The 23,465-nt window shown below is 36.9% G+C and carries 24 protein-coding genes and 1 pseudogene; 13 read left to right on the top strand and 12 right to left on the bottom strand.

The window, feature by feature from the left end:
- Window positions 1-26: 26 nt before the first annotated feature.
- A complete protein-coding gene (locus ON15_RS10005) occupies window positions 27-488 on the bottom strand; it encodes an RpiB/LacA/LacB family sugar-phosphate isomerase (RefSeq protein WP_026049581.1) in 462 nt (153 codons plus the stop codon).
- Between the two features lie 279 nt (window positions 489-767).
- On the opposite strand from ON15_RS10005, the gene ON15_RS10000 reads away from it, so the two are divergent.
- Window positions 768-1,004, top strand: coding sequence for a hypothetical protein (locus ON15_RS10000; RefSeq protein WP_010581355.1), 237 nt, complete (start codon window positions 768-770; stop codon window positions 1,002-1,004).
- A gap of 198 nt (window positions 1,005-1,202) precedes the next feature.
- Here the strand turns inward: ON15_RS10000 and ON15_RS09995 are convergent, their stop codons facing one another.
- Together ON15_RS09995 and ON15_RS11305 are read right to left on the bottom strand one after the other, a co-directional pair.
- A complete protein-coding gene (locus ON15_RS09995) occupies window positions 1,203-2,216 on the bottom strand; it encodes an LCP family protein (protein WP_010581354.1) in 1,014 nt (337 codons plus the stop codon).
- A 28-nt stretch (window positions 2,217-2,244) separates the two neighbouring features.
- Window positions 2,245-2,862 carry a CPBP family intramembrane glutamic endopeptidase gene (locus ON15_RS11305; RefSeq protein ID WP_141567417.1) on the bottom strand — a complete coding sequence of 206 codons (618 nt, stop codon included), beginning with the start codon at window positions 2,860-2,862 and terminating at the stop codon, window positions 2,245-2,247.
- 440 nt (window positions 2,863-3,302) lie between these two features.
- Here ON15_RS11305 and ON15_RS09985 point away from each other — a divergent pair, with 440 nt between their 5' ends.
- Window positions 3,303-3,656: a bacteriocin immunity protein gene (locus ON15_RS09985; protein WP_026049580.1), complete on the top strand. Its 354-nt coding sequence runs from the start codon at window positions 3,303-3,305 to the stop codon at window positions 3,654-3,656.
- 60 nt (window positions 3,657-3,716) lie between these two features.
- Here the strand turns inward: ON15_RS09985 and ON15_RS09980 are convergent, their stop codons facing one another.
- Window positions 3,717-4,487 (bottom strand): sulfite exporter TauE/SafE family protein, encoded by a 771-nt coding sequence (locus ON15_RS09980; protein ID WP_010581351.1) that lies wholly within the window; start codon window positions 4,485-4,487, stop codon window positions 3,717-3,719.
- A 680-nt stretch (window positions 4,488-5,167) separates the two neighbouring features.
- Between ON15_RS09980 and ON15_RS09975 the strand changes: the two genes are divergently transcribed.
- The 5 genes from ON15_RS09975 (at window position 5,168) to ON15_RS09955 (ending at window position 10,826) form a co-directional block, all read left to right on the top strand.
- Window positions 5,168-5,734, top strand: a complete 567-nt coding sequence (locus ON15_RS09975) for a hypothetical protein (protein ID WP_010581350.1) — start codon at window positions 5,168-5,170, stop codon at window positions 5,732-5,734.
- Between the two features lie 239 nt (window positions 5,735-5,973).
- On the top strand, window positions 5,974-6,279 hold the full coding sequence (locus ON15_RS09970; protein WP_010581349.1) for an adenine nucleotide alpha hydrolase family protein: 306 nt from the start codon (window positions 5,974-5,976) through the stop codon (window positions 6,277-6,279).
- Between the two features lie 21 nt (window positions 6,280-6,300).
- Window positions 6,301-7,917 carry a DUF4118 domain-containing protein gene (locus ON15_RS09965; RefSeq protein ID WP_010581348.1) on the top strand — a complete coding sequence of 539 codons (1,617 nt, stop codon included), beginning with the start codon at window positions 6,301-6,303 and terminating at the stop codon, window positions 7,915-7,917.
- A complete protein-coding gene (locus ON15_RS09960) occupies window positions 7,918-8,613 on the top strand; it encodes a response regulator transcription factor (protein ID WP_010581347.1) in 696 nt (231 codons plus the stop codon). It begins immediately after the preceding gene.
- Window positions 8,614-8,795: 182 nt separating this feature from the next.
- Complete coding sequence (locus ON15_RS09955) at window positions 8,796-10,826, top strand: KUP/HAK/KT family potassium transporter (RefSeq protein ID WP_026049579.1); 2,031 nt, start codon at window positions 8,796-8,798, stop codon at window positions 10,824-10,826.
- On the opposite strand, the gene ON15_RS09950 is transcribed toward ON15_RS09955, so the two are convergent.
- Window positions 10,816-11,031, bottom strand: coding sequence for a hypothetical protein (locus ON15_RS09950; RefSeq protein WP_010581345.1), 216 nt, complete (start codon window positions 11,029-11,031; stop codon window positions 10,816-10,818). The two genes, ON15_RS09955 and ON15_RS09950, sit on opposite strands and share 11 nt — an antisense overlap.
- Window positions 11,032-11,049: 18 nt before the next feature.
- Window positions 11,050-11,247, bottom strand: a complete 198-nt coding sequence (locus tag ON15_RS09945) for a hypothetical protein (RefSeq protein ID WP_010581344.1) — start codon at window positions 11,245-11,247, stop codon at window positions 11,050-11,052.
- 167 nt (window positions 11,248-11,414) lie between these two features.
- Between ON15_RS09945 and ON15_RS09940 the strand changes: the two genes are divergently transcribed.
- The 3 genes from ON15_RS09940 to ON15_RS09930 all read left to right on the top strand — a co-directional run bounded on the left by ON15_RS09940 (window position 11,415) and on the right by ON15_RS09930 (window position 12,914).
- Complete coding sequence (locus ON15_RS09940) at window positions 11,415-11,594, top strand: hypothetical protein (RefSeq protein WP_026049578.1); 180 nt, start codon at window positions 11,415-11,417, stop codon at window positions 11,592-11,594.
- A 44-nt stretch (window positions 11,595-11,638) separates the two neighbouring features.
- Window positions 11,639-12,400, top strand: coding sequence for a hypothetical protein (locus ON15_RS09935; RefSeq protein WP_010581343.1), 762 nt, complete (start codon window positions 11,639-11,641; stop codon window positions 12,398-12,400).
- A gap of 205 nt (window positions 12,401-12,605) precedes the next feature.
- Window positions 12,606-12,914, top strand: coding sequence for a hypothetical protein (locus ON15_RS09930; RefSeq protein WP_010581342.1), 309 nt, complete (start codon window positions 12,606-12,608; stop codon window positions 12,912-12,914).
- 116 nt (window positions 12,915-13,030) lie between these two features.
- Here the strand turns inward: ON15_RS09930 and ON15_RS09925 are convergent, their stop codons facing one another.
- The 4 genes from ON15_RS09925 to ON15_RS09910 form a co-directional block, all read right to left on the bottom strand.
- The gene (locus ON15_RS09925) at window positions 13,031-14,974 is read right to left on the bottom strand and encodes a hypothetical protein (RefSeq protein ID WP_010581341.1); all 1,944 of its coding nucleotides are present in this window, start codon (window positions 14,972-14,974) and stop codon (window positions 13,031-13,033) included.
- Window positions 14,975-14,985: 11 nt separating this feature from the next.
- The gene (locus ON15_RS09920; protein WP_010581340.1) at window positions 14,986-15,924 is read right to left on the bottom strand and encodes a glycosyltransferase family 2 protein; all 939 of its coding nucleotides are present in this window, start codon (window positions 15,922-15,924) and stop codon (window positions 14,986-14,988) included.
- A 298-nt stretch (window positions 15,925-16,222) separates the two neighbouring features.
- Entirely contained in the window at window positions 16,223-17,590 is a 1,368-nt protein-coding gene (locus ON15_RS09915; RefSeq protein ID WP_010581339.1) for a HAMP domain-containing sensor histidine kinase, read from the bottom strand.
- Window positions 17,591-17,607: 17 nt separating this feature from the next.
- Window positions 17,608-18,900 (bottom strand): FAD-binding oxidoreductase, encoded by a 1,293-nt coding sequence (locus ON15_RS09910; protein ID WP_010581338.1) that lies wholly within the window; start codon window positions 18,898-18,900, stop codon window positions 17,608-17,610.
- Between the two features lie 233 nt (window positions 18,901-19,133).
- Between ON15_RS09910 and ON15_RS09905 the strand changes: the two genes are divergently transcribed.
- Window positions 19,134-19,826: a response regulator transcription factor gene (locus ON15_RS09905; RefSeq protein ID WP_010581337.1), complete on the top strand. Its 693-nt coding sequence runs from the start codon at window positions 19,134-19,136 to the stop codon at window positions 19,824-19,826.
- Between the two features lie 209 nt (window positions 19,827-20,035).
- Here the strand turns inward: ON15_RS09905 and ON15_RS09900 are convergent, their stop codons facing one another.
- A complete protein-coding gene (locus ON15_RS09900; protein ID WP_010581336.1) occupies window positions 20,036-20,845 on the bottom strand; it encodes a CHAD domain-containing protein in 810 nt (269 codons plus the stop codon).
- Between the two features lie 612 nt (window positions 20,846-21,457).
- Here ON15_RS09900 and ON15_RS12340 point away from each other — a divergent pair.
- Together ON15_RS12340 and ON15_RS09885 are read left to right on the top strand one after the other, a co-directional pair.
- A pseudogene (locus ON15_RS12340) lies at window positions 21,458-21,968 on the top strand (L,D-transpeptidase); the annotation flags it as partial.
- A gap of 19 nt (window positions 21,969-21,987) precedes the next feature.
- Entirely contained in the window at window positions 21,988-22,803 is an 816-nt protein-coding gene (locus ON15_RS09885; protein WP_010581335.1) for an alcohol dehydrogenase catalytic domain-containing protein, read from the top strand.
- A 126-nt stretch (window positions 22,804-22,929) separates the two neighbouring features.
- Here the strand turns inward: ON15_RS09885 and ON15_RS09880 are convergent, their stop codons facing one another.
- Window positions 22,930-23,448 carry a methylated-DNA--[protein]-cysteine S-methyltransferase gene (locus ON15_RS09880; protein ID WP_026049577.1) on the bottom strand — a complete coding sequence of 173 codons (519 nt, stop codon included), beginning with the start codon at window positions 23,446-23,448 and terminating at the stop codon, window positions 22,930-22,932.
- Window positions 23,449-23,465: the final 17 nt, after the last annotated feature.

Here is a 23,465-nt window from a genome sequence, read left to right as displayed (position 1 = left end):
TGGAAAACTTGATTGAGTTGGTTAAGCTAAATTTCATCCAGCTTTTTTAAATGGCGCTCGGTAATTGCTTGGCCCTTTTTAATTCGACGCAGATATTTTTCCTGAGTCAGTGGTTCAGTCGTCATCCAAGTTTTAACAATTTCTTCGGCAATGGCGGGACCAATAATTTTCCCGCCTAAGCACAAAACATTGCTGTTATTATGTTGACGGGCTAGTTTCGCACAAAATGGATCTTGGCAAACAACCGCATCGACCCCATAGATTCGGTTTGCGATCAAAGCACTGACATAACCAACACCATCAATAAAGATACCTCGATCATATTGCTGCTTACCAACAGCTAAAGCTGCAGGGTAAACAAAATCAGATAAATCAACTGAATCATTGCTAAATGGACCAGCGTCTTTAACTGTATGTCCCATTTTCCTAAGCTTTGCTGCAATAATTTTTTTTAATTCATATCCGGCATGATCGCCAGCTAAGATAATTTCACGTAGATTCGCTTCTTTCGTTTTTTTGAATAGCTAAACTACTCTACCAAATAGTATAGCAAAAATTTCAACCAAGAAAATTCACAACTTAAATAAAAAAATATTAAGCTGATTTCAATTAGTTTAAACAGTTAGTGTTTCTTAGTAAAAACCTAAGCAGATCATCAAAAGTTTTTCGCTAGATTTTCAAATTTTCCTTCTAGAATAAGAATTGTCGTTAAGGTAGCAACCTATAAAACAACAAATCAAGTATTAATTGATAGGAGGAAATGTTTCATGAAATTTAATCCTAATATTATCTCAGTAAAAATTATTGGTCTAAAAAAACAACAAGTGATTTGTGAAACAGAAACGGATCAAATTATTTTAATTAAAAAGCCCAAAAATGATTTTATGTTTACCGAAGTTATGCGCGATTTGTTACGAACTGGACTCTGGATTCCAGTTAATAAAAAATTGAAACAGTTTATGAAATATGATTGGCTAGATAATTCAGAATTATTTGGAGTTTAATTGATTAGACAAATTAGCGGCACAAATAGCTCGCAAAGCGATTTTTAATATCGGTTTTGCGAGCTATTAATTTTGCAAGTTAATGCAGTGTTAAAATTTGACTAGACTATTTTTAAGTAAAAAAATTATCTTAGCTATTAATTTAATTAATGATCATTGAGCAAAGCTTTCAGTTTGCTGATTATGCAAATTAAAGATTTATTGGCCATCAAAATCTTGTTCAATGATCTTATCAAGCTGATTGCGGTTCAAAACAATCTCATCATTGTCGTTTTGTAAGACACTATCATAGAGAACTTTGTTTTTTCCAGTTAGTTGATAATATTTAACTTGTTTTTGCGCATTGAAATTTCCCCTAACAGCTAAGCCGATGCTGATTAAATCATTAGTATTAAGATTAGTGGCAACCAAAAATTTTGACATTGATCTGGCGAGTACCGGGATTTTAAGGGCGTAAACTGGTTCAGTGACTTTATTAATAATGCCAACTAAAGCAGCTTCTTGTAATCGCTGTCGTCCAAAATCAGTACCTGGGACCGAGTCGCGTTCATGAACAATTTCGGCAACCATTTTCCCATTCAAATGGTGTTTACCTGGTGTGAAGACTTTAGCATAATCCTCTTGATACCAAGGATGAGTAAGTGTCACCTTGAAAGGTAAATTAATAGTAATCCCACCAATTGCATTGACCATTGAACGCAATCCCCAATAGTTAGTTTCTAAGTAGTAGTTGATTGGTACATTCAAGTAAGCTGAAATTGCCTCAACAGTTTTTAAAATTCCTTTTTTGGCACCATATTTTCCTTGATAAATAGTTTGCACACTGGTTAATTTAGTATGTCCAATATTATCTAGATAAATTCGCGAATCGCGCGGGATGCTGACAACCGTATAGCGATGTTTAGTTAAATTGGCATGAACCAGCATGATCGTATCGGTATGTCCAACAGTTTGATTCTTTCGTTCATCAGAACCAATTACCAAAGCATTGAAACTACCTTGAGCTTCTTGATACTTAACATGTGTTTGGTAAAGTTCCTGCAAGTTTGAAAAATAACGGCTGGGTTCGAAATATTTGCGGACAAAAAAAACAATAAATGAAATAACTGCGACAAAAACCATTAAAAAGACCAGTCGTTTAAATGGATGACGATGCCGTCGCCGGTATTCCTTTTTTAGTTGACGTAAATCTGGTTTGGTATTTTGAGCCATTTTCTTGATCCTTCTAAATTCAATCTAATTACTTAATTCTAATATAATCCTTATCGGCTACTTTGTGACCAGTTTCAAATAAAAACAGTCCAGAAATCAGCAAAAGCGGAGTAAAGACTAGAATAATCGGCAACCAAGAATTGTGTTCATTCGAGTAAGCAGTGAGCGCTGCCTGAAGATCGATTAGCATATGAAGGATGATTGGTATCAGCAAACCATTGAAGGCCGTTCGGATGGCTGCTAAACAAAGCCCAAAACTAACAGCATAGAAAATTTGCTGCAAGGTGCTTTGAAGATCGGCCCCACCTGTAAAATAATTTATTAGATGAGCTAATCCAAATAGCAGGCTAGATATAATACCAGCTAAGACTAGGCGCAAGGATCCTTGCTGCAGGCAATTTATAAAACTTGAAAAAAGGTAGCCACGAAAAAAGGTTTCTTCAAAGACCCTCGCCAAGATGGCTGTTATTAAACCAGCTAAAGAGTTTTTTAATGATTCATTTGCAAGCTGGCTAATATTTTGAGGAACGTTGCCTGCAAGCATGATCAAAATTAGCAACGAAAGAATCAAGCTTAAGGAAATTCTTTGTTGCCAATTAAAAACTAATCGATTTTTAAAAACTTTAGTAGATTTGATTTTACTCAAAACTAGTATCCAAAAAATAATTGCAATTGCAACTTCACCTAAAAGAGCAAGAATATTTGGAGATGAAGGAAAGGTTAGGTAAGAAAAAAATAATATCCAGATGCCCAAACTGACTAAAAGTCTGTTAGATATTAATAATTCCACCGGTAATTCAATTTTTTAATGAATATTAGTCCTGTGCCTTTAGTCAGTGGTGGTTGACCAATTCAGCCAAAATAATGGCTCAAGACTAAGAGTGGTACCTGGTTAATCATTATCAGCTGTAAAAATTTTATTAGCAACCAAATCAATAAAAAAAGTGTCTGAGCCTTGAAGCCAGCGTGTCTGATTATTGAAGCATCCTTGAAATGAAGGCTTTTTGCTGGTTGCTTTTAAAATATCAATCGATTATGTTAAGAATAATAGTTCACATTTTCAAAACAAATTATTTTCGGGGGTCATTGTTTAATGAAAATAATGTTCAAAAATCACAAGAGTATATTGATCGATTAATTGCAATTCTCGACAATCGAGAAGTTAAATCAGCCAAATTAAATGATATTATTGACGTTTTGCGACAAGTTTCCAAAAAATTGTCAACAGCTAAAAATCCTGAAGCGTTAGTGATGCGGTTAATTAACTATATCCGGAGTGTTTCGATGGCGGGGCGACTGCATTATTCTAAAGAAGAGGAAAACTTAATTATTAATTTAGAAATGATCGGACAAAAAGTCGGTTTGAATGGGCAGTACATGGCTGATTTTGGTGATAAATCTCAGTTTTACAGTATTTTTGAACAAATTCCCAAACATTGATGATTTTTTTTAAGTAACTAGCGATTAAAAAAGATCATCAGTTAAATCTTGATGATCTTTTTACAAATAGGCTGTTATAAACAGATAACCCGCTAAACCAAAAGCAGCTAAGGCAATTAGGATTCGTAAGAGATGAATATTAGCGTGTCTCACGATCACGGGACCTAAGTAGCCACCGATTAATAGGCCAATTCCAAGGGGCACGACCATTTTCCAAGCAATTTGCGCTTTAAAAATAAAAATGACAGTGGCAATCAGATTGCTGGCAAACCCCAGAAAGTTCTTCATAGCATTAACAGTTGCAAAATCTTCGTTAATGATGACTAAAAGAATAGCCAGCGTGATAACTCCACCAGCAGCACCAAAATAGCCAGTATAACCTCCAACTAGAAATATGCCGCCAAAACTCAGCAAATTTAGCCAAAACTCAGGCAGCTTTTGGGAATTAAGCTGGAGATGGCTGGTTTTTCGACTGGAGGCTAACAGCAAACTGCCAGCAATCAAGATAAAGAAGGGTACAACTTTTTCAAATGAAGCAGCTGGCGCCAGTAATAACAGTAAGCTTCCTAAGATACTGCCGCCAGTTGACAATAAAGTCAAAACAAGGACCTTATTCCAGTGACCATGGAGTTCTTTTAATGAAGAAACTGTTGAACCGATCCCAGTACAAACTAAAGCAGTTGTGCTAGTGACATTTGCTAAAACTGGTGGTAAGCCGACTAGCAACAAGGCAGGGTAAGAAGCAAGTGAAGCTAATCCAGCAACTGAAGCTAATAAACCGGCTAAAAAGCCAGCAATGATCAAAAAAATAAAAATGAAAAAAAATGACATTATCAGACCTTCGTTTCTTTAGGATGAGGTAGAAAATAAGCAGCTACATAAATAATAAGTCAATTCACTGACTTTTAAAAGAGATAGTTAGCAATGAATTGGGGAATGCAAGGATGAAAAAAATTTTTATTAGGCTTGGTTTTGGGCTTGATGATATTGTTTTTAGTTAGTTGTCACTCAAAGAGGTGACTAAAAACAGTCAATAGGCAGTTAGAACATCGCAAACTAAAAAAGGACAAAAAAACTCTCAAGAATAAGATAGCAACGGCTAAGACTAAAAAAACACAAGCTAAGCCTTGAAAATGCTAAGCAGAAGTTAGATTCGCAATTAAATCAAGATATCCAGGTGATTGATTATCCGGCTGGCAGCTATGATCAACAGACATTGCAGCTAGTTAAAAAATGCAACTATAATTAGGCTTAACGACTCATCCCAGCCTGGCTCAGAAAAGTCAGGGGCTCTTTCGCTTGAGCGAGTTCGTATCACCCCAGGACTTGCAACTGAGCAATTTTTATCATTAGTCAAAAACGGCTAATTGAATTTAAAATTTTTAGTCAATAGCAGTCAAGCAAACATTGACTGCTATTTTTTAGACTAGAAAATATAATTTTTCTTAAAGAAGCAGATTAATTGATATGGAGTATGCCATAATTAAAGAAAATTAGCTTGGGGAAAAATTATGAAGATGAAAATCAGGTTTTTAGTGGTTATTGTTTTAGTGATGGTAATGGGTCTAACTGCAATTTGGGGCTGGCAGCAACATTTTAACCAGTCGGCACCTGAAGTAACTAGTGTTAAAAAGAAAAAGCACTCTAAAAAACAGGATCACCAAAAGAGTCAATCAACAACAACTAATTCAAGTTCAGTGAAAGCATCGTCAACCGCCGCTAAATCTGACAGTTCGCTAACTACCAGCAGCCAGTCAAATGCAACCGCTTCAAGTTCGATCACCAGTCCGGCTGCAAACAGTGTTAGTTCAACAAACCAACAGGCCAATCGGCAAACAACATCAGTAAGTTCAAATAATTCTTCAGTCAGCAGTTCAACTGCCAGTACTAGTTCAACACAGCCGCAAGGTGCCTGGGTCAAAGCTTTTGAACAAAAATTATTTGCTGGCTATCATGCAACACCTAGTCGTTATCAATATATTGGCAATGGCCTTTGGGAAGTCTGGGTCAAGGAATACAATACCGGCAGTTTACCATATGTGACGGTTAATCAATATACTGGTAATTTTCATGGCTAGGAGTAATCATTAGCTTTTTTCAAGTAAAAAAGTGTCGTAACCGTGTTTGTTAGCAACTAAATCAGCCAAGCTTGTTCAATCCATTTTAAATAAACTTGAATAATTTAGTGATTAGTTAACTTGACGCAGTTAGAGCACTTTTTTTAGTTTGTTTTAAAAAGCTGGAATCTTAACACCATCTTAACACCAATTTTGTTATAGTCGAAGACAACCAGTTTAAGTTGAAGGAGCAATCAATGATGAAAGAAAATCAACCGCCGCAACTACTAGTTTGTCTCTCAAACTCGGCTAGCAATCGTCAAACGCTTCGTTTAGCCGCTGATTTAGCAGCTGGTAGACAAGCCAAGTTAAGCGGAATTTATATTAGTCAAAGTTCAACACTGGTAAACGATCCAGGCTTGCTTGCCAATTTTCGCCTAGCAGAAGATTTAGGGATGAAAATTACGATCCTTTATGGAACAGATCGGGTTCATCTGCTCAGCGAGTATGCAAAACAAAAGAAAATTACGACTTTGATCTATGAAAGAGGCTACTTAAAGGGCTGAAATAAGAATCAGGAACACCTGATGGATCGCCGATTGCCGGAAATTGAAAAAATCAGGGTAGCTAATTCAAATTACAAGGTAGTTTCCAAGTTTAAACAGCACTTAAAATTTATAGACAGACTAACTAATAACATAAAATTGACAAATCTTTTTAAAACCTTGCTGATATTGGTGATAACGACTTTGGGAGGACTAATTTTAAAAGATATCAATTCAAATAATACCAATATTACTTTGATTTATCTCTTAGGAGTAATGTTGACAGCGATGGTAACCAAGGACAGATTTTACTCATTGCTTTATTCCTTAGCAATCCCAATCATATATGATTTTTTCTTTACCAGACCAGTGGGTTCACTGCAAACCAATACTAACAATCTAATGACTTTCGGGATACTTTTTATTGTAGCTTTTTTGAGTGGCTCATGGACAGCTAGGATTCAAAAACAGGCGCATTTAGATGCTGGCCGAGCATATCGAACTGATATTCTTTTACAGACCAGCCAGCGTTTGCAGACTTGTCAAACAATTACCGAGATTTTTCAAGTAACTGGTGAACAGTTAAATCAGCTTTTCGGCGATAATGTTTTCATTTTGGAGAAAAATGATCAGCAGTATAAATTGGTGCAAAAGTTTGGCAGCAGTTTTTCAGCCGATTTGCAAAAACTAGCAAGTCCTAATTTGACAGCTTTGTTTGATTGGACAATTCAACATCAACAACCAGCTGGGTGGGGCAGTCTTAAAAATAATAAATTAAGTTTTGCTTTACTCCCAGTGATCGTGATTCAAGGCAAGGAAACTGCTGGAGTGATTGTTATTAAAATCAATCAAAATAAATTACCTGATCCATTGACGCTAGATTTAGCAGTCTCAATTGCCTTGACGTGCGGCCAGGCACTTCGACAAAATCAAAGCTTAAAGGAACAAGCCCAAGCACTGGCTTTAGCACAACAGGAAAAATTGCGGGCTGATTTGCTGCGCGGAATTTCACATGATTTACGTACGCCTTTGACAGCAATTTATGGTGATTCAGATATGCTGCTGCATGAGGAATATCAATTAGATGGGAAACAAAAGCAGGAATTGGCTCATTCAATCAATCAAAATGCTGCGTGGCTGGTTGATTTGACTGAGAATTTGCTGTCGATGACTAAGGTTGATGATCAGAACTTTAAAGTAAAACGCGAGCCAGAATTAATTGCCGATATTTTTGAAGCGGCCCTTAATCATTTGAGTCCCTTAGCTGAAGCAGATCAGCTTATAACTGAACTAGCGGAAACAGATTTAATCGCGCATACTAATGGCCGGTTAATTGTTCAAGTAATCGTTAATATAATCAATAATGCAATCAAATATTCGCCAGCTGGGTCAGTTATCAAAATGGCTGCTGCTAAAACCGATCAGCAGCAAATTCTAGTAACAATTTACAATAACGGTCCGCAGATTCCAGACAAGGATCAGGTCTTTAAACTCTTTTATCGTGGGCAAAACAGCGATACTGGTCGCAAAGGGCTAGGAATTGGTTTGGCACTTTGCCAAGCAATCATTTTAGCTTGCGGTGGCAAAATTGGTGTTGAAAATGTCAATCCGGTTGGAGTTAGATTTTGGTTTACTTTACCAGAATGGGAGGAAAAGTAGATGAAAAATTTCAGAGTAATGTTAGTTGAAGATGATCACGAAGTTGGTCATTTAATCAACATGGCTTTAAAAGCTAATCATTATACTGTTATTTGGGTTAAAGATGGGAAAGAAGCTTTGGAAAGCTTTAAGTTATTTGAACCTGAAGTTATCCTGCTTGATCTCGGCTTGCCGGATATTGATGGAATCAAGATCATCGAACGGATTCGACAGGCCGAACTAACGCCGATTATTGTGGTCTCTGCCAGAAATGAGGAAAATGATAAGATTTTAGCACTTGACCAAGGAGCAGACGATTATTTGATTAAGCCTTTTTCAATCAACGAACTGCTGGCTCGAATTCGGGCGGCGCTGCGGAGACGAAATTATTTAGAGAATACAAACGATAATCAGCGAATTTACCAAAATGGTGATTTAAAAATCGATTTTTTGGCCCGGATGGCTTATTTAAAAGATCGACCACTAGATTTAACAGAAACAACCTATGATTTGCTTTGCTTATTAGCTAACAATACTTCTAAGGTCTTAACACACGGCTATCTTATGCGTTCGCTTTGGCAGGATAAGCCAGTGAGTGATACTACCTCACTACGGGTGGCAATCGCGGCGCTGCGAAAGAAAATCGAGCCAGATTCAAATGCAATGAAATTTATTAAAACGCATATCGGTGTTGGCTATAGTTTTATGCAAAATTAAAAAGTGAAATAAACTGAAAAAATATCTAGCTTGGAGGTTTTCTAAGTGGACTGATAATTTTGACTTTTTTATTAGCAGAACATTTTGTTTTGGGGGAACTTTGGCTGATCAGCGATTTGCTTTTAATTTATAGCTGCTTGGCAGTCAGGTATTTTTTAAAGAGAGAATTGGAAGTGGTCGGAATGAATAAACAGATTCGTTTTTCGTTAGTTGGTTGTTTGATTACAGTTGGGGTAGTGTATGGCGATATTGGAACTTCACCATTATATGTTATGAGCAGCTTATTGAATGAGCTTGGCAAACAACCATTGACAACTGAATATGTTTGGGGAACTTTGTCGTTGATCTTTTGGACTTTAATGCTGATCACGACGATCAAATACGTGTTGATCGCGATGCGCGCAGCTAACCAAGGTGAAGGAGGCATTTTTGCCTTATACGCACTGATTAGAAAAAATGGCAAATGGCTATTAATTCCAACATTAATTGGCGGAGCGGCCTTATTAGCTGATGGAACGCTAACACCGGCTGTGACCGTGACGAGTGCATTAGAGGGTTTAAAGGGCATGGCGTTTAATGGTCAAGTTTGGGTAACCCAGCAAAAAGAAGTTGTTGCCGGGACATTAGTGACTCTGCTAATCCTATTTGCAATTCAAAATTTTGGTACTGATGTGATTGGCAAAGCTTTTGGACCAGTGATGGTCAGTTGGTTTAGTTTTTTGGCGATCAGCGGTTTGGTGAATTTAAACCAAAATTGGTCGATTTTACAAGCCTTATCGCCAATTTATGGTATTAAACTATTATTTTCGCCAGTAAATCCAGTGGGAATTTTTATTTTAGGTGGAGTTTTCTTGGCGACAACAGGGGCTGAGGCACTTTATTCAGACATGGGACATGTCGGGCGCAGCAACATTTATGCCACTTGGCCGTTGATCTTTTTAGCCTTAATGCTTAATTATCTGGGACAAGGAGCTTGGCTGCTGCAACAGCCAGCTGGTCAGAAGATTACTAATCCATTTTATCAAATGCTGCCGCTGGAGTTTCGACCATTTGCGATTCTCCTGGCGACCTTAGCCGCGATTATTGCCTCGCAAGCTCTGATCACTGGCTCATTCACTTTAGTTGAAGAAGCGATGGGATTAAAACTTTTGCCACATTTAAAAATTGAATATCCTAGCAAACAACGGGGCCAAGTCTATATCAATAAAGTTAACTGGCTGTTGTGTACTTGTACAGTACTGATTGTGCTGTATTTTCAGACTTCTGCACGAATGGAAGCTGCCTATGGCTTAGCGATTACTTTGACAATGTTGATGACGACGTTGTTATTGAAGAACTTTTTAAAGCACCAGGGGCACCCGCTAAGCGCTCAAATTTTTGTAACGGTTTTTGGATTGATTGAAATGGTTTTCTTATTAGCCAGTCTGACTAAAATTATTTATGGCGGCTATATCACTTTGTTGATCACGATGATTATTTTGCTGATCATGGCAATCTGGTATTTTGGGAACCAAATTCGTGATAGTTTATTGGATGAAACAGATGAGGTTTCGCTGTTGGATTATCAAAAACAGCTGGTTGATTTAACCGCTGATCAATCGCTTCCTTTATTTATGAGCAACGTGGTGATGATGGCAAAGGTACGGCCAAACTATCAAGTAAAAAGAGAAATGCTGTATTCGATTTTAGATAAGCAGCCCAAACGAGCTTTAGTCTATTGGTTTGTGACGGTCAATACAACAGATGAGCCCGATAATTGCTATTACACAGTTGATATGTTGGGAACTAGGAATATTGTTAATTTACAGTTATATTTAGGATTTAAAACCAGCCATCATGTCAATCTGTATTTGCGACAAATTGTGAATGATTTGGTAAAAAGAAGGATCATCGATCAGCAGCCTCAAAAATACACTACCTTAGGAAAAAGAAAAATTGGTGATTTCTGTTTTATTCTGATCCATGAATTATTGTCAGAAGATACAATGCTTCCAGCCTGGCAGCATTGGCTGATCAAAGCTAGAATTTTTTTGCAAAATCATAGTACAACACCAGCTCAATGGTTTGGTTTGGAATTTAGTGACGTACGAGTCGAAAAGGTCCCGTTATTTTTAAAGCAGCGGCGGTCACCAAAAATTTATTTGAAAGAGATCAAAAAATGCGGCTCACAAGTAAGAAAATCACTGAAAATAGGGGCCTTATTTAAGGGTTAAACAAAGCTTTTTTATTGCTTTCCAGATTAGCCAGCAACTTAAAACGAGCGGTGACAATCAAAATACCAAGTAGTAAAGCAAAAAAAATGGCAGCTGATGAGTCAGTCATGGAGCCATGATAGAAATAAGCGGGGATGAAGTTGGCAGTGGCAAATGATTCGCCGTTTTTTTCAAAGGCTTTTTGGATATTGCTCTCATCAGCCACAGCTTTTAACTTTGATCGTCAATTAGCAACAATCAGGTAAGCTAGCGGAAATAAGCAGAGTGCATCGAAAATAAAATATTTGTTGAATAAATTTGAAGCTACTGGGATTCTTTGACCAGCTCCACGCTCATTTAAAATTAGTAAAGTAAATCCAAGATAGACACCTGAAAGCAAATATCCGCCAATTAAGCGACCAATGATACTTGATAATTTCATTTTAGCTTCCACTAATTTTTTGATATCATTATAATATCAAAAATGAAATAAAATAACAAGCTGTGATTAAAAAACTATTAGTGAATCATTCACTTTTGCTAGTTTTAACGGGCATTTTTTGCTAAAATAATTTATAAGGCAGAATTTAAATAAAAAGGAAAGAAAAAATGCGAGGATCACATTATCGTCGAATCAACCAAAAGATTAATGTTATTGCTAGTTTAATTGGTTTTATTCTGTTGGTCACAATTGTTGCCTGGGCAGGAATCTCACGTCATCATCAGCAAGTTGAGGCTAATCGAACTAGTGCTGAAATTTATCAGATTCGAACTAAAAAAAAGCGTTAAAGAATTCTAAAACGGACACTCAGCGGCTGCAAAGGCTTAAAACGTTGGAAAAAGATTATCAAACATATTTGGCTCAAAAAAGCCAAAATCAGCGAGTAATCAAAGAATATCAAGCAGTAATTTCCTCAGGACGTCACTATTTTATTCAGCAAATTAAGCAAACCCTTCAACAAAATACGCTTGCTGATTTAAAGCATGCCAGCAAGCGTGATCTGAAGGCAAAGCTAAAAAAATTGCAACATGCCAAAACTTTGCTGCAACGACATCAGCAAGTTATTTTTGCCTCGACTCAGCGGGCGGATGATTTTCAAAAACAACTTACTAGTTTGACCAAAAAGTATTCAAACCGACTGCAAAAACTTGATCAAAAGACTGATCAAACTGCTGCAAAGTCTTCAACAGTCCAGTCGACACTCACGGATTCAGCAGCCAATACAGCAAAAGCTGCAAGTTCTAGTGACAGTCACTCATTAACGACCGCTTCGTCGGCTACTAGTGCGAAGACAAGCTCAACAACTACATATTATTATGGTGAAACGAGTGGATCGAGCTATGCTGGTACAAATTATGCCAAAGGTTCACGTTCGTATTATCATGCTCGCTCTAATAGTGGAACCGGTAATTATTCAACTGAGACTAAGGCTGGGACAGCAGTTGCAACCGATCAGTCTAACGAGGACTCTGGCAGTCAGGCGGTTGCTTCTAATAATGACCAAGCAGCAACTGAAAAAACTGATAATCAACAAGAGTCACCGGCAACGACTGATAATAATAACCAAACAGATCAAAGCAATGATAACAATTAATTAGATAAATGGGCATTTTGAAGTGCCTGAGTTTCAAAATGCTTGTTTTTTTAAGTAGTGGAGCATTGTTTTGCTTAACTAATGGGGATTTATTGTTAGCCACTGGCTTTCAGAAGATCCGAGGCTGCAGAAAAAAGACGTACTAATCTTGCTTTATTTCAAGAAAGCTGAAGTCATAAAAACAAAGTCGAAAGAAGTAATGAAAATGGGGAGAAATTTTAGAACGCCGTGGATTGCCAGTATTTTAGCAAGTACAACAATTACGATTTTAGGGGTGATCATTAACAATAATTTACTAAGCAACCTCGGCTCGGCTTTAATTGGCATTACCGTGCTTTGGGGTGGCGGGGCTTTAACATTTTTTAAACATTACGAACTGTTGGCAGGGGCAAGTTATCCATTACGGGAACAAGATTTAAAAAGAGAGCTCAAGCTTTTGGCACGTGCTTTGGGAGTCTTGTTGATTTTAGTTGGCGGATATTTAATTTTTCAAGCTATTCAATATTTTAGATAATAAATATCTTGAACAAGAAAATAAGTAATTTGAGATTAAAAGCTCGACAATTGCTAGCTAAAGAGGTTAGTGACTGTCGAGCTTTTAGATTGGTTTGATCGTTTGAGCTTCAGCATTTATCTACTGACGTAAAGAGCTTGATAAATTAAAGAAGCATGGTAATCAGTTTGATGATTGATCTGCAACGGATAAGTAGCTAGTTGATAGTTAATGTTTCGGGATAGATCAATTTTTTGGACTGTATTAGTTGGATTTTTTAAAATTAATAAATATTTTCCTGGAGTGAGTGTTTTATTTATGCCAAAATGTTTCCCTTGCCTGGATAGTAAATAGTGATGGTTGTCGTTTGTTAACCAACCAGTAATACTTGAAGTCTTTGGTAATTCAAGCCAAAATAAATTAACCCGGTGAGCAAACGAAATTTTTTGTTTGAGGCAAGCATTTGCTTTCAAATCATAGGTTGGTGGATCATATTGGTTTGAAAGCTGACTTCTTTGTGCAGTAACAATATGTGAGCCAGGATTTGAACTACTAAGCTTTGACCAATTACCGCCGCTGATGCCTAAGAGAATAATGACACTAATTAAGAATATTTTTTTAACTTGAATTTTGCTAAACTTTGTTTGTTTAAGAGGAATAGTTCCGAGAAGCAAAAAGTTTAGCGGTAAAATTATCTGTCCGTAGCGTGCTTCGGTTTCCCAAAGAAAAGTATTAAAAGATAATAATCCAAGTGAGACAATGACTGCAAGCAAAGCTACTCTTTCGTGAGCATTTTCTAGCTGAGGTTGCCAGCTTAAAAGCCGCAAGCAAACAACTGCTGCTAGCAAGACATTGGCTAACTGATAGATAAAGCTGGCTATTTTTTGCCAATTCCAAAGATTGGTGCTAGCTGAACGTAAGCCGCCATTATACCAAGTAAGAAACGAACGGACGTTTAAAAGAATACTGGCTTTAATCAGCCATTGTTTAAATAAGCCAACCATTTTCAGCCGGTGAATTTGAGCCTTGATTTTTTTCAGATCATTTTGCTGGCGAGCAGCTTTAGTGGGCATTTTAAGTTCTTGGGCGATGAGTGCTGCATCATAGGTTCCATGTGAATGCTGGTTTAAGCCCATTAAGATCCATGATTCTACCGGTAATTCGGCTTTAGATTTCGGCTGGAAAGCGACAGTTTGCTCAATAATTTTGGCAGTTGGGAATGACAGGCTAATCGCTAAAATAATTATAATTAATGGTGTTAGCAAGTGACTGGTTTTCAGTAGTTTTTGTTGTTTTAGAATCAAAATATACAGCAAAATAGCTGGCAGAATTACGATTAAATTTGGCTTAATTAGTTGACTGATGAGAGTAACAATGAATAAGTTTAAGGCTAACCAAAATTTTTGATTGACGGTCGGATTTTTCCAGCTTAGCAAAATTTGAAAAATGAGTATTAGTCCGAGCATTGCAGGCAAATCGGAATAAAAAATCTGCAAGTAGTAGCTATAAGCAAAGGGAGTAAAGACCAAAAAGGCCAAACTGGCAATGATCAGCGAATTGCGAGCTGCCAACTTTTTAAGCATTAAAATTATGCTAATTATTAAGGAGTCTAAACAAACTAAATTGAGAGCTCCCAAAGCAAAATTAGTGGTCAAGTGGAATTTGAAAGTCAGCTTAAACCAAAGTGATAAGAAAAATGTCAGGGGAAGATTATTGGGATAACGCTCAAAGTAAGTGCTTTGCTGCCAATTAGGATCACTAGCAGCTAAGCGTTCAGCGGCTGTTAAAACTCGATAAGGATCATGGAAAACGCTGACGGGAAATTTTATTAAGATCCAACTTTGCAGAATAATGACCAAGAACAAACTGATAATTAAAAAATAATTTAAGGTTTGCTGACTGATTTTATCAAGTGTCGGTTGAAGAAATTTAAAAAAAGCCACTAGCCAGATTAAACCAATTAATAAGCTTAAACTCGTACTGCTTGAATTTTTAAAAAAAAGATTGCTTAAAACGGCAATTATTAAATAGCTAGTTAAAACTTTAGGCCAAAAATTAAGATAGTTAAGTTTAGTAATCATAAAAAAAACACCTACTTCAGATAAGCTTCAATTAAATAGCGTGGTCGATGTTTAACTTCTAAAGTAATTTTTCCTAGATATTCACCAAGAATTCCTAAACTGAGCATTTGTAAACCGCCCAGTACCCAAATTGAAATCATCAATGATGACCATCCATGAATTGTCAGGCCTAAAAGCTTAGTGATTAATGAATATAAAAACATGACAATTCCCAAAAAACTTGCCAAACCACCGAAAAATAAAATTATTTTGACTGGGGCAATTGAAAATGAGGTTATCCCATCCCAGGCGAAAGCCAACATTTTTGCAAGTGGATATTTCGATTGACCGGCTAGTCGTGGTGTGCGTCGATAATAAACTTTGGCGGTTTTAAAACCCAATAATGGAATTAGTCCACGAATAAATAAATTGCGTTCTTGATAAGCTAAAAAAGCTAAAACAGCTCGTTTCGACATTAAGCGAAAATCAGCATGGTTAGGAATCAACTTGACGCCAATCAGATTGAGCAATTTGTAAAAACAATTGGATGAGGTTCGTTTAAACCATTGATCGGTATCACGATTGTTTCGGACCCCCAACACAATTTCAGCTCCTTGAAAAAATTGTTTGAGCATTTCCGCAATTTTTTCAGGGTCATCTTGCAGATCAGCATCGATCGTGACAACTAGGTCGGCAGTTTGGCTAGCAGTCTTCATCCCAGCGACTAAGGCATTTTGATGACCAAAGTTACGGCTAAATTTAAGCTCGCAGACTGGCTGAGTTTGATGAGCTTGTTTGATGATGTTCCAAGTTTGATCACTTGATCCATCATCGACAATTAAAATATTTGATTGGGGGTCGAGCGGATATTTTTTGATCAGTTTTTGTTCAATTCTAATTAATCTTTGAATAGTAGTCGGTAGAACTGCTTCTTCATTCAAGGCAGGCACCACGATTGTCAGCTTTTTCATTTTAATTTTCCTCTCTTTTCAAAGTGAATTTTTTAATTGCCCTTGACTGATGATTCAAATAAATTGAACGGACTTTTTTCACGGTCTTGAAGTTAAAATCAAATTAATGCTGGCTAAGTTTTAGAGGTGGTCAGCACATTAACTTGTTGACAGTTTATAAAAAAGAAGCATTTATAAAAAGGCAAATTTACTAAGAAGAAACTGAGTTTTTTTCAGAATTAAAAAAGCCTTTGTCGAAAAGCAGGTTTTCAACAGAAGCTAAAATTAAAATTTATCAGTAATCGAAATTTTTTAAAGATTAGTTACGATTTTCAAAAATCAATGAAAAAATTGAACCATGAGGAACATTATTACTCACAGTGAGTTTGAGTTGATTCAAAGCCGCCAGTTGAGCCGCAATTGCTAATCCTAAGCCAGTACCGGCAACCGAACCACGAACATTATTTGAACGATAAAATCTTTCAAAAATATGCTTTTTTTCTTCAAAACTGATGCCCATTCCTTGGTCACAAATTTGGATGGTCGTCTGTTGTGGCGACTGTTTTAAAATTAAAGTGACAACTGAATTAGCTGGTGAATACTTGCTGGCGTTGGTCAACAAATTAGCTACAATTTGTTCAACTGTTTGCTGGTCAGCAACAGCTGTGATTCCTGGGGGGAGTACCAACTCCATTTTTTGGGGTAAAATTTTTTGAAATTTACTCCCAATAGATTGCAAGGACTGACTTAAATTGTAATTTTTTAGGGGCAATCTCATTTGATCAGCGCGGGATAAAGTTAATAATTTTTCAATGAGATCCGCCATTTGAGTTGATTCTTGATAAATATACGTTAATGAATCATTAATGATTTCTGGGTGTTGTTGGCCATGACGCTTAATCAACTGAGCATGGCTTTGAATCGTGGCAATTGGCGTTCGTAATTCGTGAGCGGCATTAGCGACAAAAATTTTTTCTTTATTATTCTGATAGTAAAGATTGTCTAGCAAATGATTAAAACTTTGGGCTAATTGCTTGACTTCAGTTGGGGAAGCTGGAACAGGCAGTTTTTTAGCACCCTTAAAATTTTCAGCCGAAATTTTTTGTGAAGCGTGAGTCAGTTTAGTTAAGGAACCAGTCAACCGTTGCGTGATTACATGGATGTAAAGTGGCAGTGTAATTAAAGTCAAAAGCAGAATAATAAAAGTAACCAACATAATTCGTACTAAAATTTTAATTTGTGACTGCAATTTGATCCAAAGATTATAGTCAATTCCCTTGGCATGGCCAGTCTTAAATAATAAGAAACCAGTATTTTTTTGATAATATAAATCATGGATTAAAGGAATTCTTCGGGGCTGGACCGTTAGGAGTTTTTGTGTACCAGGAGAATAATAGTGTTTAGTCTTGGCTGTTGTCCGTGTATTATGGATCTGTACATAACTTGTGCTGGTATCAAGTGTACTGTTAAAACGCCATTGTTTCCAATCATGATTACCATCAATAACAGTTTTTTCCAGACTGGTGACAATATTGTCGGCGGTGGTTCGGCTGGTTTCCAAAAGCTGATGACCAATAGCAATAACTAAAATAACACTAAAGACTACGATGATGGTCGTAATTAATAATAGGAAACTCCGGAGCATAATTGCATCACTATTTTGATTTTTTTTGAAAAATGATTTCATTAGCTGTTTTCCTCGATTCACCATGAAAAATTTTCTTTAAAAATACAAGTGGGTTTAACTTGTTGCTTGAGCAAAAAGGCTTGCCAATGATTAATCAGCGGTGTTGGACCGCTTAACAAGAAAAGTGTAGCTTTTTTCCAATCAACAGGCAAATGTTCAACGACAAAATTATCTGAAAAGCGGCCTTTTTGCCAATAACCGTGGAAGTTATTCAATTGATTCCACTGTTTTAGTTGATCAAGGTAAAGGAGCTCAGAAACATGATGGGTTGTATAAAAGAAATAAATTTGGTGTGATAAATTATGTTTGATCACTGAAAATGACGGAGTAACGCCAATTCCACCGGTAATTATGACCAGATTAGCTTGACTTGGTTGCTCGTCAATAAAATGTTGATATCGGCCATAACCGCCGGTCACCTTAACTTGAGTTCCAGCTTTGACTTTGGCTAAAGCAGTTGTAAAATCGCCATCAGCTCGAATTGCTAATTTTAATTTTCCAGTATCGACCGGTAAAGCAACGATCGAGAAAGGGTGCGGTTCATGTAATTCTTTGATTTTGGGGAATGCTAAGAAAATAAAATCTCCTGGCAGTAATTGCAGCTTGGCTAATTGGCGACCGTCTAGTGTCAATTCACATATTCGCGCGGAGATTTGTTTATTTTGAAATACAGTTAGTTCAGCTTGATCCGAACGGTACCAGTTGAGTTTGAATTTTAGATAAATCAGCAGAGTCACTAAACTGTAACTGTCAAATAAAATCATAAATGGTGTGATGCGGGTGACAAAACCAATCAGTTGGACATGAATGAAAATCAAAGCAATTGCTAATAGGTTTAAACGATGGGTCCATAATGTAAACTCATGTTTGAAGACTTTCTCAAATGAGTGGCGGAGGGCTTTGAAGATGATTGAATGGGCAGTCAGCCAATTTGACAATAACAAAAATGAATAAATTAGTATGATGGTTAAGATAATTAGCGCTAGATCACCGGTTTGTTTTATTAAGCCACCAGCATGTGAACTGAACTTATGCAGCCAAGCTAATAGTAAAGCAGCAGTGGCTAAAATGCCATGAAGTTGATAAATATTAGGCAGACCAACTAGACGATCAAGCCAATGCGGACGAGTTCCCAAAAAAACTGCGAGCAGCATCCAAGTATAGGCAATGGTTCCACTGTAAATTGAAAGCTGCTGTTGAGACCCAAGTGTGTGAATTTCCGTCAAAAGACTGAGGATTAGTGGTAAGGGCAAGATAACAAAAAAGACGGACCAAATAATTAAACTGCTAAACTCGAGTTTTCTAAACATAAAATGGTTTCCTTTCAAAATGTTTTTAAAATTTACTTAAGTCATCTGTGGTTGATTTGCGGGATTGAAGTTACAAATGAAGAAAACTAGCCTTTTTAAAATATTACTTTTTTTAAAATTTGTCTGCCATTGATAAAGGCTGAGGATATTCTGAGAAAATCTCAGAAAACTTTGAGAAAAAACAACTAAAATGAATTAAGAAGAAACTAGTTTACATCATGGAGGAGTTATTGATGAAAAAAACTGTGCTTTTAGTGGAAGATGAACAGGGCTTGCTAGATTCCTTGAAAAAGGAGTTGCAGTTTGAAAATTATCAAGTGTTGACCGCAATGGATGGATTAACAGCCTTAAAACTTTTTTTGGCAAAGCAAGAAGTAATCGATTTAATCATCCTTGATTGGATGCTGCCAAAATTAGATGGCTTAGGTGTCCTGCGTCGTTTGCGGCATGCATCTGACGTCCCAGTAATCATGCTAACAGCTCGTGATTATACTGGTGATAAAGTTGCCGGGCTAAGAGGTGGAGCTGATGATTATGTTACTAAGCCCTTTGATATTGAAGAACTGCTGGCACGTATGAAAGCTATTTTGCGTAGGCCACGGCAACTGAATACACATTCTCAACTTTTCAAACTTGATGATCTGACGCTTGATGTTGGTAAGCGAAGAATCATGCGTCAGGGTAAAAATATTCAATTGACGCAACGGGAATACCAGTTGTTATTAGAAATGTTCAAGACGGTGGGTAAAGTTTTTACTCGCAATGAATTATTAGATCTGGTTTGGGGAACTGACTTTGAAGGTGATCCAAATATTGTGGATGTTTATATTCGCTATTTACGTAACAAAATTGATCATTTCCCTAATTCAAAAAAGTTGATTCAAACTGTTCGCGGGGTTGGGTATATGTTAAGTGATCAGGTATAAATAGGTAAATTAATCAGCTTTTTCGACAATTATCTTGGTAATTGCCGGCTTGACTGCTTTAGAAAATGTTGCATGAATTTGTTGCGAGAGTTTAAACTCTTTGGCTTTAAAAACAGACAATGAATGAGCTAGTAAAAAAACCAATCTTGCTTTAAGAGTATCTCAGCTGAACAGGATTGGTTTTAATTCTTTAATTGGTTAATAACATTTTAGTTATCATTGAGTTTAGCAGGCGGTCGATAGATTTTTTCTTGTTCATGAGCAATTTTTAACAGGAGAAATTTTTGTTGGGGATCAACGATTTTTGTCGCAAAATTTAGCAACAAGCCATAATTTACATGGGCATCCGTAATCACACCACAAGTATCTTGAATTTTCTCGGCAGCTGCTTGAGTCTTAATGGCTGCATGAGGAGAAATCAAAGCGGCGAAGTAAGTGGCTGAATAGCGCAAAGTTTTAGCTTGTTTTCGAATGTGATGAACTTGCGGATAATCAGTCAAGTCCAAATTCTGATAAGCTTTAATAATTTTTTTCTGCCGTTTTTTCAGCTGCTGCGTAAGCAACTTTGACCAATTAAGCTTAGCTGGAAATTTTAGCTGAGTTAATTGTTGTTTAATAGTTGTTAAGCACTTCTTAAAAGTTGTTTGGGTAGCAATGCTCAGAATTTGTTCCATGATTTGCTGGCGCTGCTGGTAAAACATTTTAAAAAGTTGATAGTAGTTTGAGCTTATATCAGCATTGGGATATTTAAGGGCATACTGACTGCTTTTTTCAATTAAAACATCGATTTCTCTCAGTGGACCTAAGAGTTTAGCCGCTTGGCTCAAGTTCTGATTGATGATCGCAAAGTTTGTTGTTGGTAGCTGCCGTTTTAAAAATTTAAATAAGCCCCGCAAAATCCGAAGCGAAACACGCAAATCATGAGTTCGTTCAGGATCATATGGGTTGTTTAAAAAGCGAGTATGTTCAATTTGAATTTGTTGCAACTGACGCTGAAAAATTGGCATGATCGATTTCATCAGCTATCCCTCCTCGTAGTATCTGTTTATGCGTTACGAATCTTTTACTAAATATACTTTTTGAGCAGCAGATTTTTTAATTTTAAGCGCTTACATTCAACTATAAAATAACACAGATCTGAAAAAAATAAAGCGAAACAATTAGAACCTTAGCAATTGCTATTAAGCCCGCCATTTGAAAAATTAGGCTATTGACTTTAGCAATGAAACTTCTAAAATTAAATTAGTTTTAATTATGATTAGACGAAACTTCCGTGAATTTCGAAACCGGATCTAATAACATTTTTAAAGGCTACTTTATTATGTTCTGAATTAGCTTTTTCATCGTTAATATTCCTGCTAACTGTTGATTTTCTCAGATTGCCTGAGGGGGAGACCATGGTGCTAGTCTAAGATTAATTTGAGGTGCTGAAATTGTTGAAGAAAGATCATTTAGCTAAAATTTGCTTGATGATAGTTATTTTTTTGTTAAGTGGCATATTGCTTATTCGAACGACTGGTTATTTTAGACGGCAAAAGACAGCCTCGAATTCAACCAACACTAACAAAATTGTTCACAAGTCGCAAGTTAAATCGAAGAAAATTAGCCAGTAGGCAGTTGCTAAAACGCAGTCGGCAACTGTCAAAAAGATAAGTACTCAGCAACAGTTAAAAGATCCAAAACAAATGCGGCGGCCAATGAATTGGCAGTTGTCTTCAGAAACACTTGCTTATCCAGTGGTCAGCCAATATCCTAATTTGTGGATCCACGTGTCCATTGAAAAACAGCGGGTTTATTTAATGAATGGGAGTAATAAATAAATCCCCATTATATACAATGTATGCTTCAACCGGGGTTGATAACCGGACACCGCGTGGCACTTATTATATTCAAGCTGAACGTGGCTATTACTTTTATAGTGCCAAACAAGCGGAAGGTGCTTATTATTACGTTTCTTGGCTGTATCATGGAGTATATTTATTTCATTCCGTTCCAACTGACTCACAGGGAAACTACATTCAATCAGTGGCGGAAGATTTGGGGAAGCGGCCAACATCACATGGGTGTATCCATTTATCGGTTGCCGATGCCAAATGGTTTTATCAAAATATTCAATATGGAACTAAAGTAGTCATTGATTAACTAGCGAAAGGGGACGGCGTTGAAAGCAGGATTTTTTTATAATTCATATGGACAGCCAATTAAACAACTCAAATGTTGCTCAACGAGTCTGCCAAAATTAGCGGCCGACGAAGTTTCAGTTAAAATGGAAATGTTTCCGGTCAATCCGTCAGATTTAATTCCGGTAACTGGCGCCTATGCAGCAAGGATTAGCTTGCCACAGTTTGTTGGCTATGAAGGGGTCGGCCGAGTAACTGCAGTTGGCTCAAAAGTTGCAACTACTTGGCTAAATAAACGTGTTTTGCCTTTGCGGGGTGAAGGAACTTGGCAAACACAAGTCAAAACACGGGTAAAGTTTTTAGTTGAGGTTCCTGAAGAGCTGCCGGCTGAAGCTGCTTGTCGGATGTATATTAATCCATTAACGGCTTTTTTAATCGTCAACCGGGCAATGGAAATTAAACCACAAACACGGGTTTTGCTCTCAGGTGGGAATTCACAGCTAAACTATTTGTTAATCCAATTGTGTAGAAAATTAGCTTGTGCAGTTGATGTCATTACTCGTTCTGAGCAATCAAGAGCAGCTTTAGTGGCTCAAGGATCTCACCGAGTTTATCTGACCGGTGAGAAGCTGCCAATTCAAGCTTATGATTATACCATTGATTCTGTTGGCGACTTAATCGGTCGGCAAGTTGTAAAAGCAACTAAATTTAAAGGAAATTTTTTAAGTGTTGGTTTACTGTCAGGTAATCAGATTCCAGTAGCAGTTTTCAAAGAACGAGCGGATCTTAAACTTGACTGGTTTTTTTGCGACAGTGGAATCAAACTTTATCGGTCCAAACTTGGCATTATTTATTAACTCAACTTGTCAAGTCAGTTTCACAAAATCAGTTGCAATTAGCGTCAAATTATCGTATCTGCACTTTTACGGAATTAAAAAGTAATTTGAACTTATTGTCTGGCCAGCCTAAGTTATTAGTTAAAGTTAATCTTTAATAGTTAAAAATGGATTTTCAAATTTTAATAGCGTTTTTTTGCGGCTAATTCCACCAGCGTAGCCAGTTAACTGACCATTAGTACCAATGACACGGTGGCAGGGGATGATGATCGCCAATGGATTATGCGCAATGGCGTTAGCAACTGCACGCGTATAATGATGCGGATTGCTTTTCCCAGCAACAACTTTAGCAGCAATTTCTTGATAAGTTGCAGTTTGTCCATAAGGAATCTTGCTTAAAACTCTCAAGACTTGTCGCTGAAAAGAACTGACTGTTGGGGCTAGCTCTAATTGCGTAATATCCGGATGCTGACCAGCAAAATAAGCTTTCAGCCAGTTTTTGGTCATTAAAATAGCTGGTGTTTCATCATTGATAGCTGATTTCAGCTGGCGTTCAGCTGAAAAGTACTTTTGGTCAAAAAACCATAAGCCCTGCAAAGCTTGAGGACTGCTTAACAGATAAATCATTCCAAGTGGTGAAGCAAAAGTACTGTAGTAGTTCATCATTTCTCCTAAATTTTTTC

Origin of the sequence: Liquorilactobacillus vini DSM 20605 (assembly GCF_000255495.1) — a bacterium.
In the GTDB taxonomy this organism is placed as follows: Bacteria; Bacillota; Bacilli; order Lactobacillales; family Lactobacillaceae; genus Liquorilactobacillus; species Liquorilactobacillus vini.
This window is presented reverse-complemented; position numbering and strand designations above follow the sequence as displayed.

What these genes read in the sequence shown, in the direction of transcription:
- ON15_RS09880 (WP_026049577.1), bottom strand. Translation starts at nt 23,448, where the DNA reads ATGATGAACTACTACAGTACTTTTGCTTCACCACTTGGAATGATTTAT.
- ON15_RS09905 (WP_010581337.1), top strand. Translation starts at nt 19,134, where the DNA reads ATGAAAAAAACTGTGCTTTTAGTGGAAGATGAACAGGGCTTGCTAGAT.
- ON15_RS09915 (WP_010581339.1), bottom strand. Translation starts at nt 17,590, where the DNA reads ATGAAATCATTTTTCAAAAAAAATCAAAATAGTGATGCAATTATGCTC.
- ON15_RS10000 (WP_010581355.1), top strand. Translation starts at nt 768, where the DNA reads ATGAAATTTAATCCTAATATTATCTCAGTAAAAATTATTGGTCTAAAA.
- ON15_RS09975 (WP_010581350.1), top strand. Translation starts at nt 5,168, where the DNA reads ATGAAGATGAAAATCAGGTTTTTAGTGGTTATTGTTTTAGTGATGGTA.
- ON15_RS09965 (WP_010581348.1), top strand. Translation starts at nt 6,301, where the DNA reads ATGGATCGCCGATTGCCGGAAATTGAAAAAATCAGGGTAGCTAATTCA.
- ON15_RS09995 (WP_010581354.1), bottom strand. Translation starts at nt 2,216, where the DNA reads ATGGCTCAAAATACCAAACCAGATTTACGTCAACTAAAAAAGGAATAC.
- ON15_RS09940 (WP_026049578.1), top strand. Translation starts at nt 11,415, where the DNA reads ATGCGAGGATCACATTATCGTCGAATCAACCAAAAGATTAATGTTATT.
- ON15_RS09960 (WP_010581347.1), top strand. Translation starts at nt 7,918, where the DNA reads ATGAAAAATTTCAGAGTAATGTTAGTTGAAGATGATCACGAAGTTGGT.
- ON15_RS09910 (WP_010581338.1), bottom strand. Translation starts at nt 18,900, where the DNA reads ATGTTTAGAAAACTCGAGTTTAGCAGTTTAATTATTTGGTCCGTCTTT.
- ON15_RS09970 (WP_010581349.1), top strand. Translation starts at nt 5,974, where the DNA reads ATGAAAGAAAATCAACCGCCGCAACTACTAGTTTGTCTCTCAAACTCG.
- ON15_RS09945 (WP_010581344.1), bottom strand. Translation starts at nt 11,247, where the DNA reads ATGAAATTATCAAGTATCATTGGTCGCTTAATTGGCGGATATTTGCTT.
- ON15_RS09930 (WP_010581342.1), top strand. Translation starts at nt 12,606, where the DNA reads ATGGGGAGAAATTTTAGAACGCCGTGGATTGCCAGTATTTTAGCAAGT.
- ON15_RS09955 (WP_026049579.1), top strand. Translation starts at nt 8,796, where the DNA reads ATGAATAAACAGATTCGTTTTTCGTTAGTTGGTTGTTTGATTACAGTT.
- ON15_RS09980 (WP_010581351.1), bottom strand. Translation starts at nt 4,487, where the DNA reads ATGTCATTTTTTTTCATTTTTATTTTTTTGATCATTGCTGGCTTTTTA.
- ON15_RS09925 (WP_010581341.1), bottom strand. Translation starts at nt 14,974, where the DNA reads ATGATTACTAAACTTAACTATCTTAATTTTTGGCCTAAAGTTTTAACT.
- ON15_RS09900 (WP_010581336.1), bottom strand. Translation starts at nt 20,845, where the DNA reads ATGAAATCGATCATGCCAATTTTTCAGCGTCAGTTGCAACAAATTCAA.
- ON15_RS09920 (WP_010581340.1), bottom strand. Translation starts at nt 15,924, where the DNA reads ATGAAAAAGCTGACAATCGTGGTGCCTGCCTTGAATGAAGAAGCAGTT.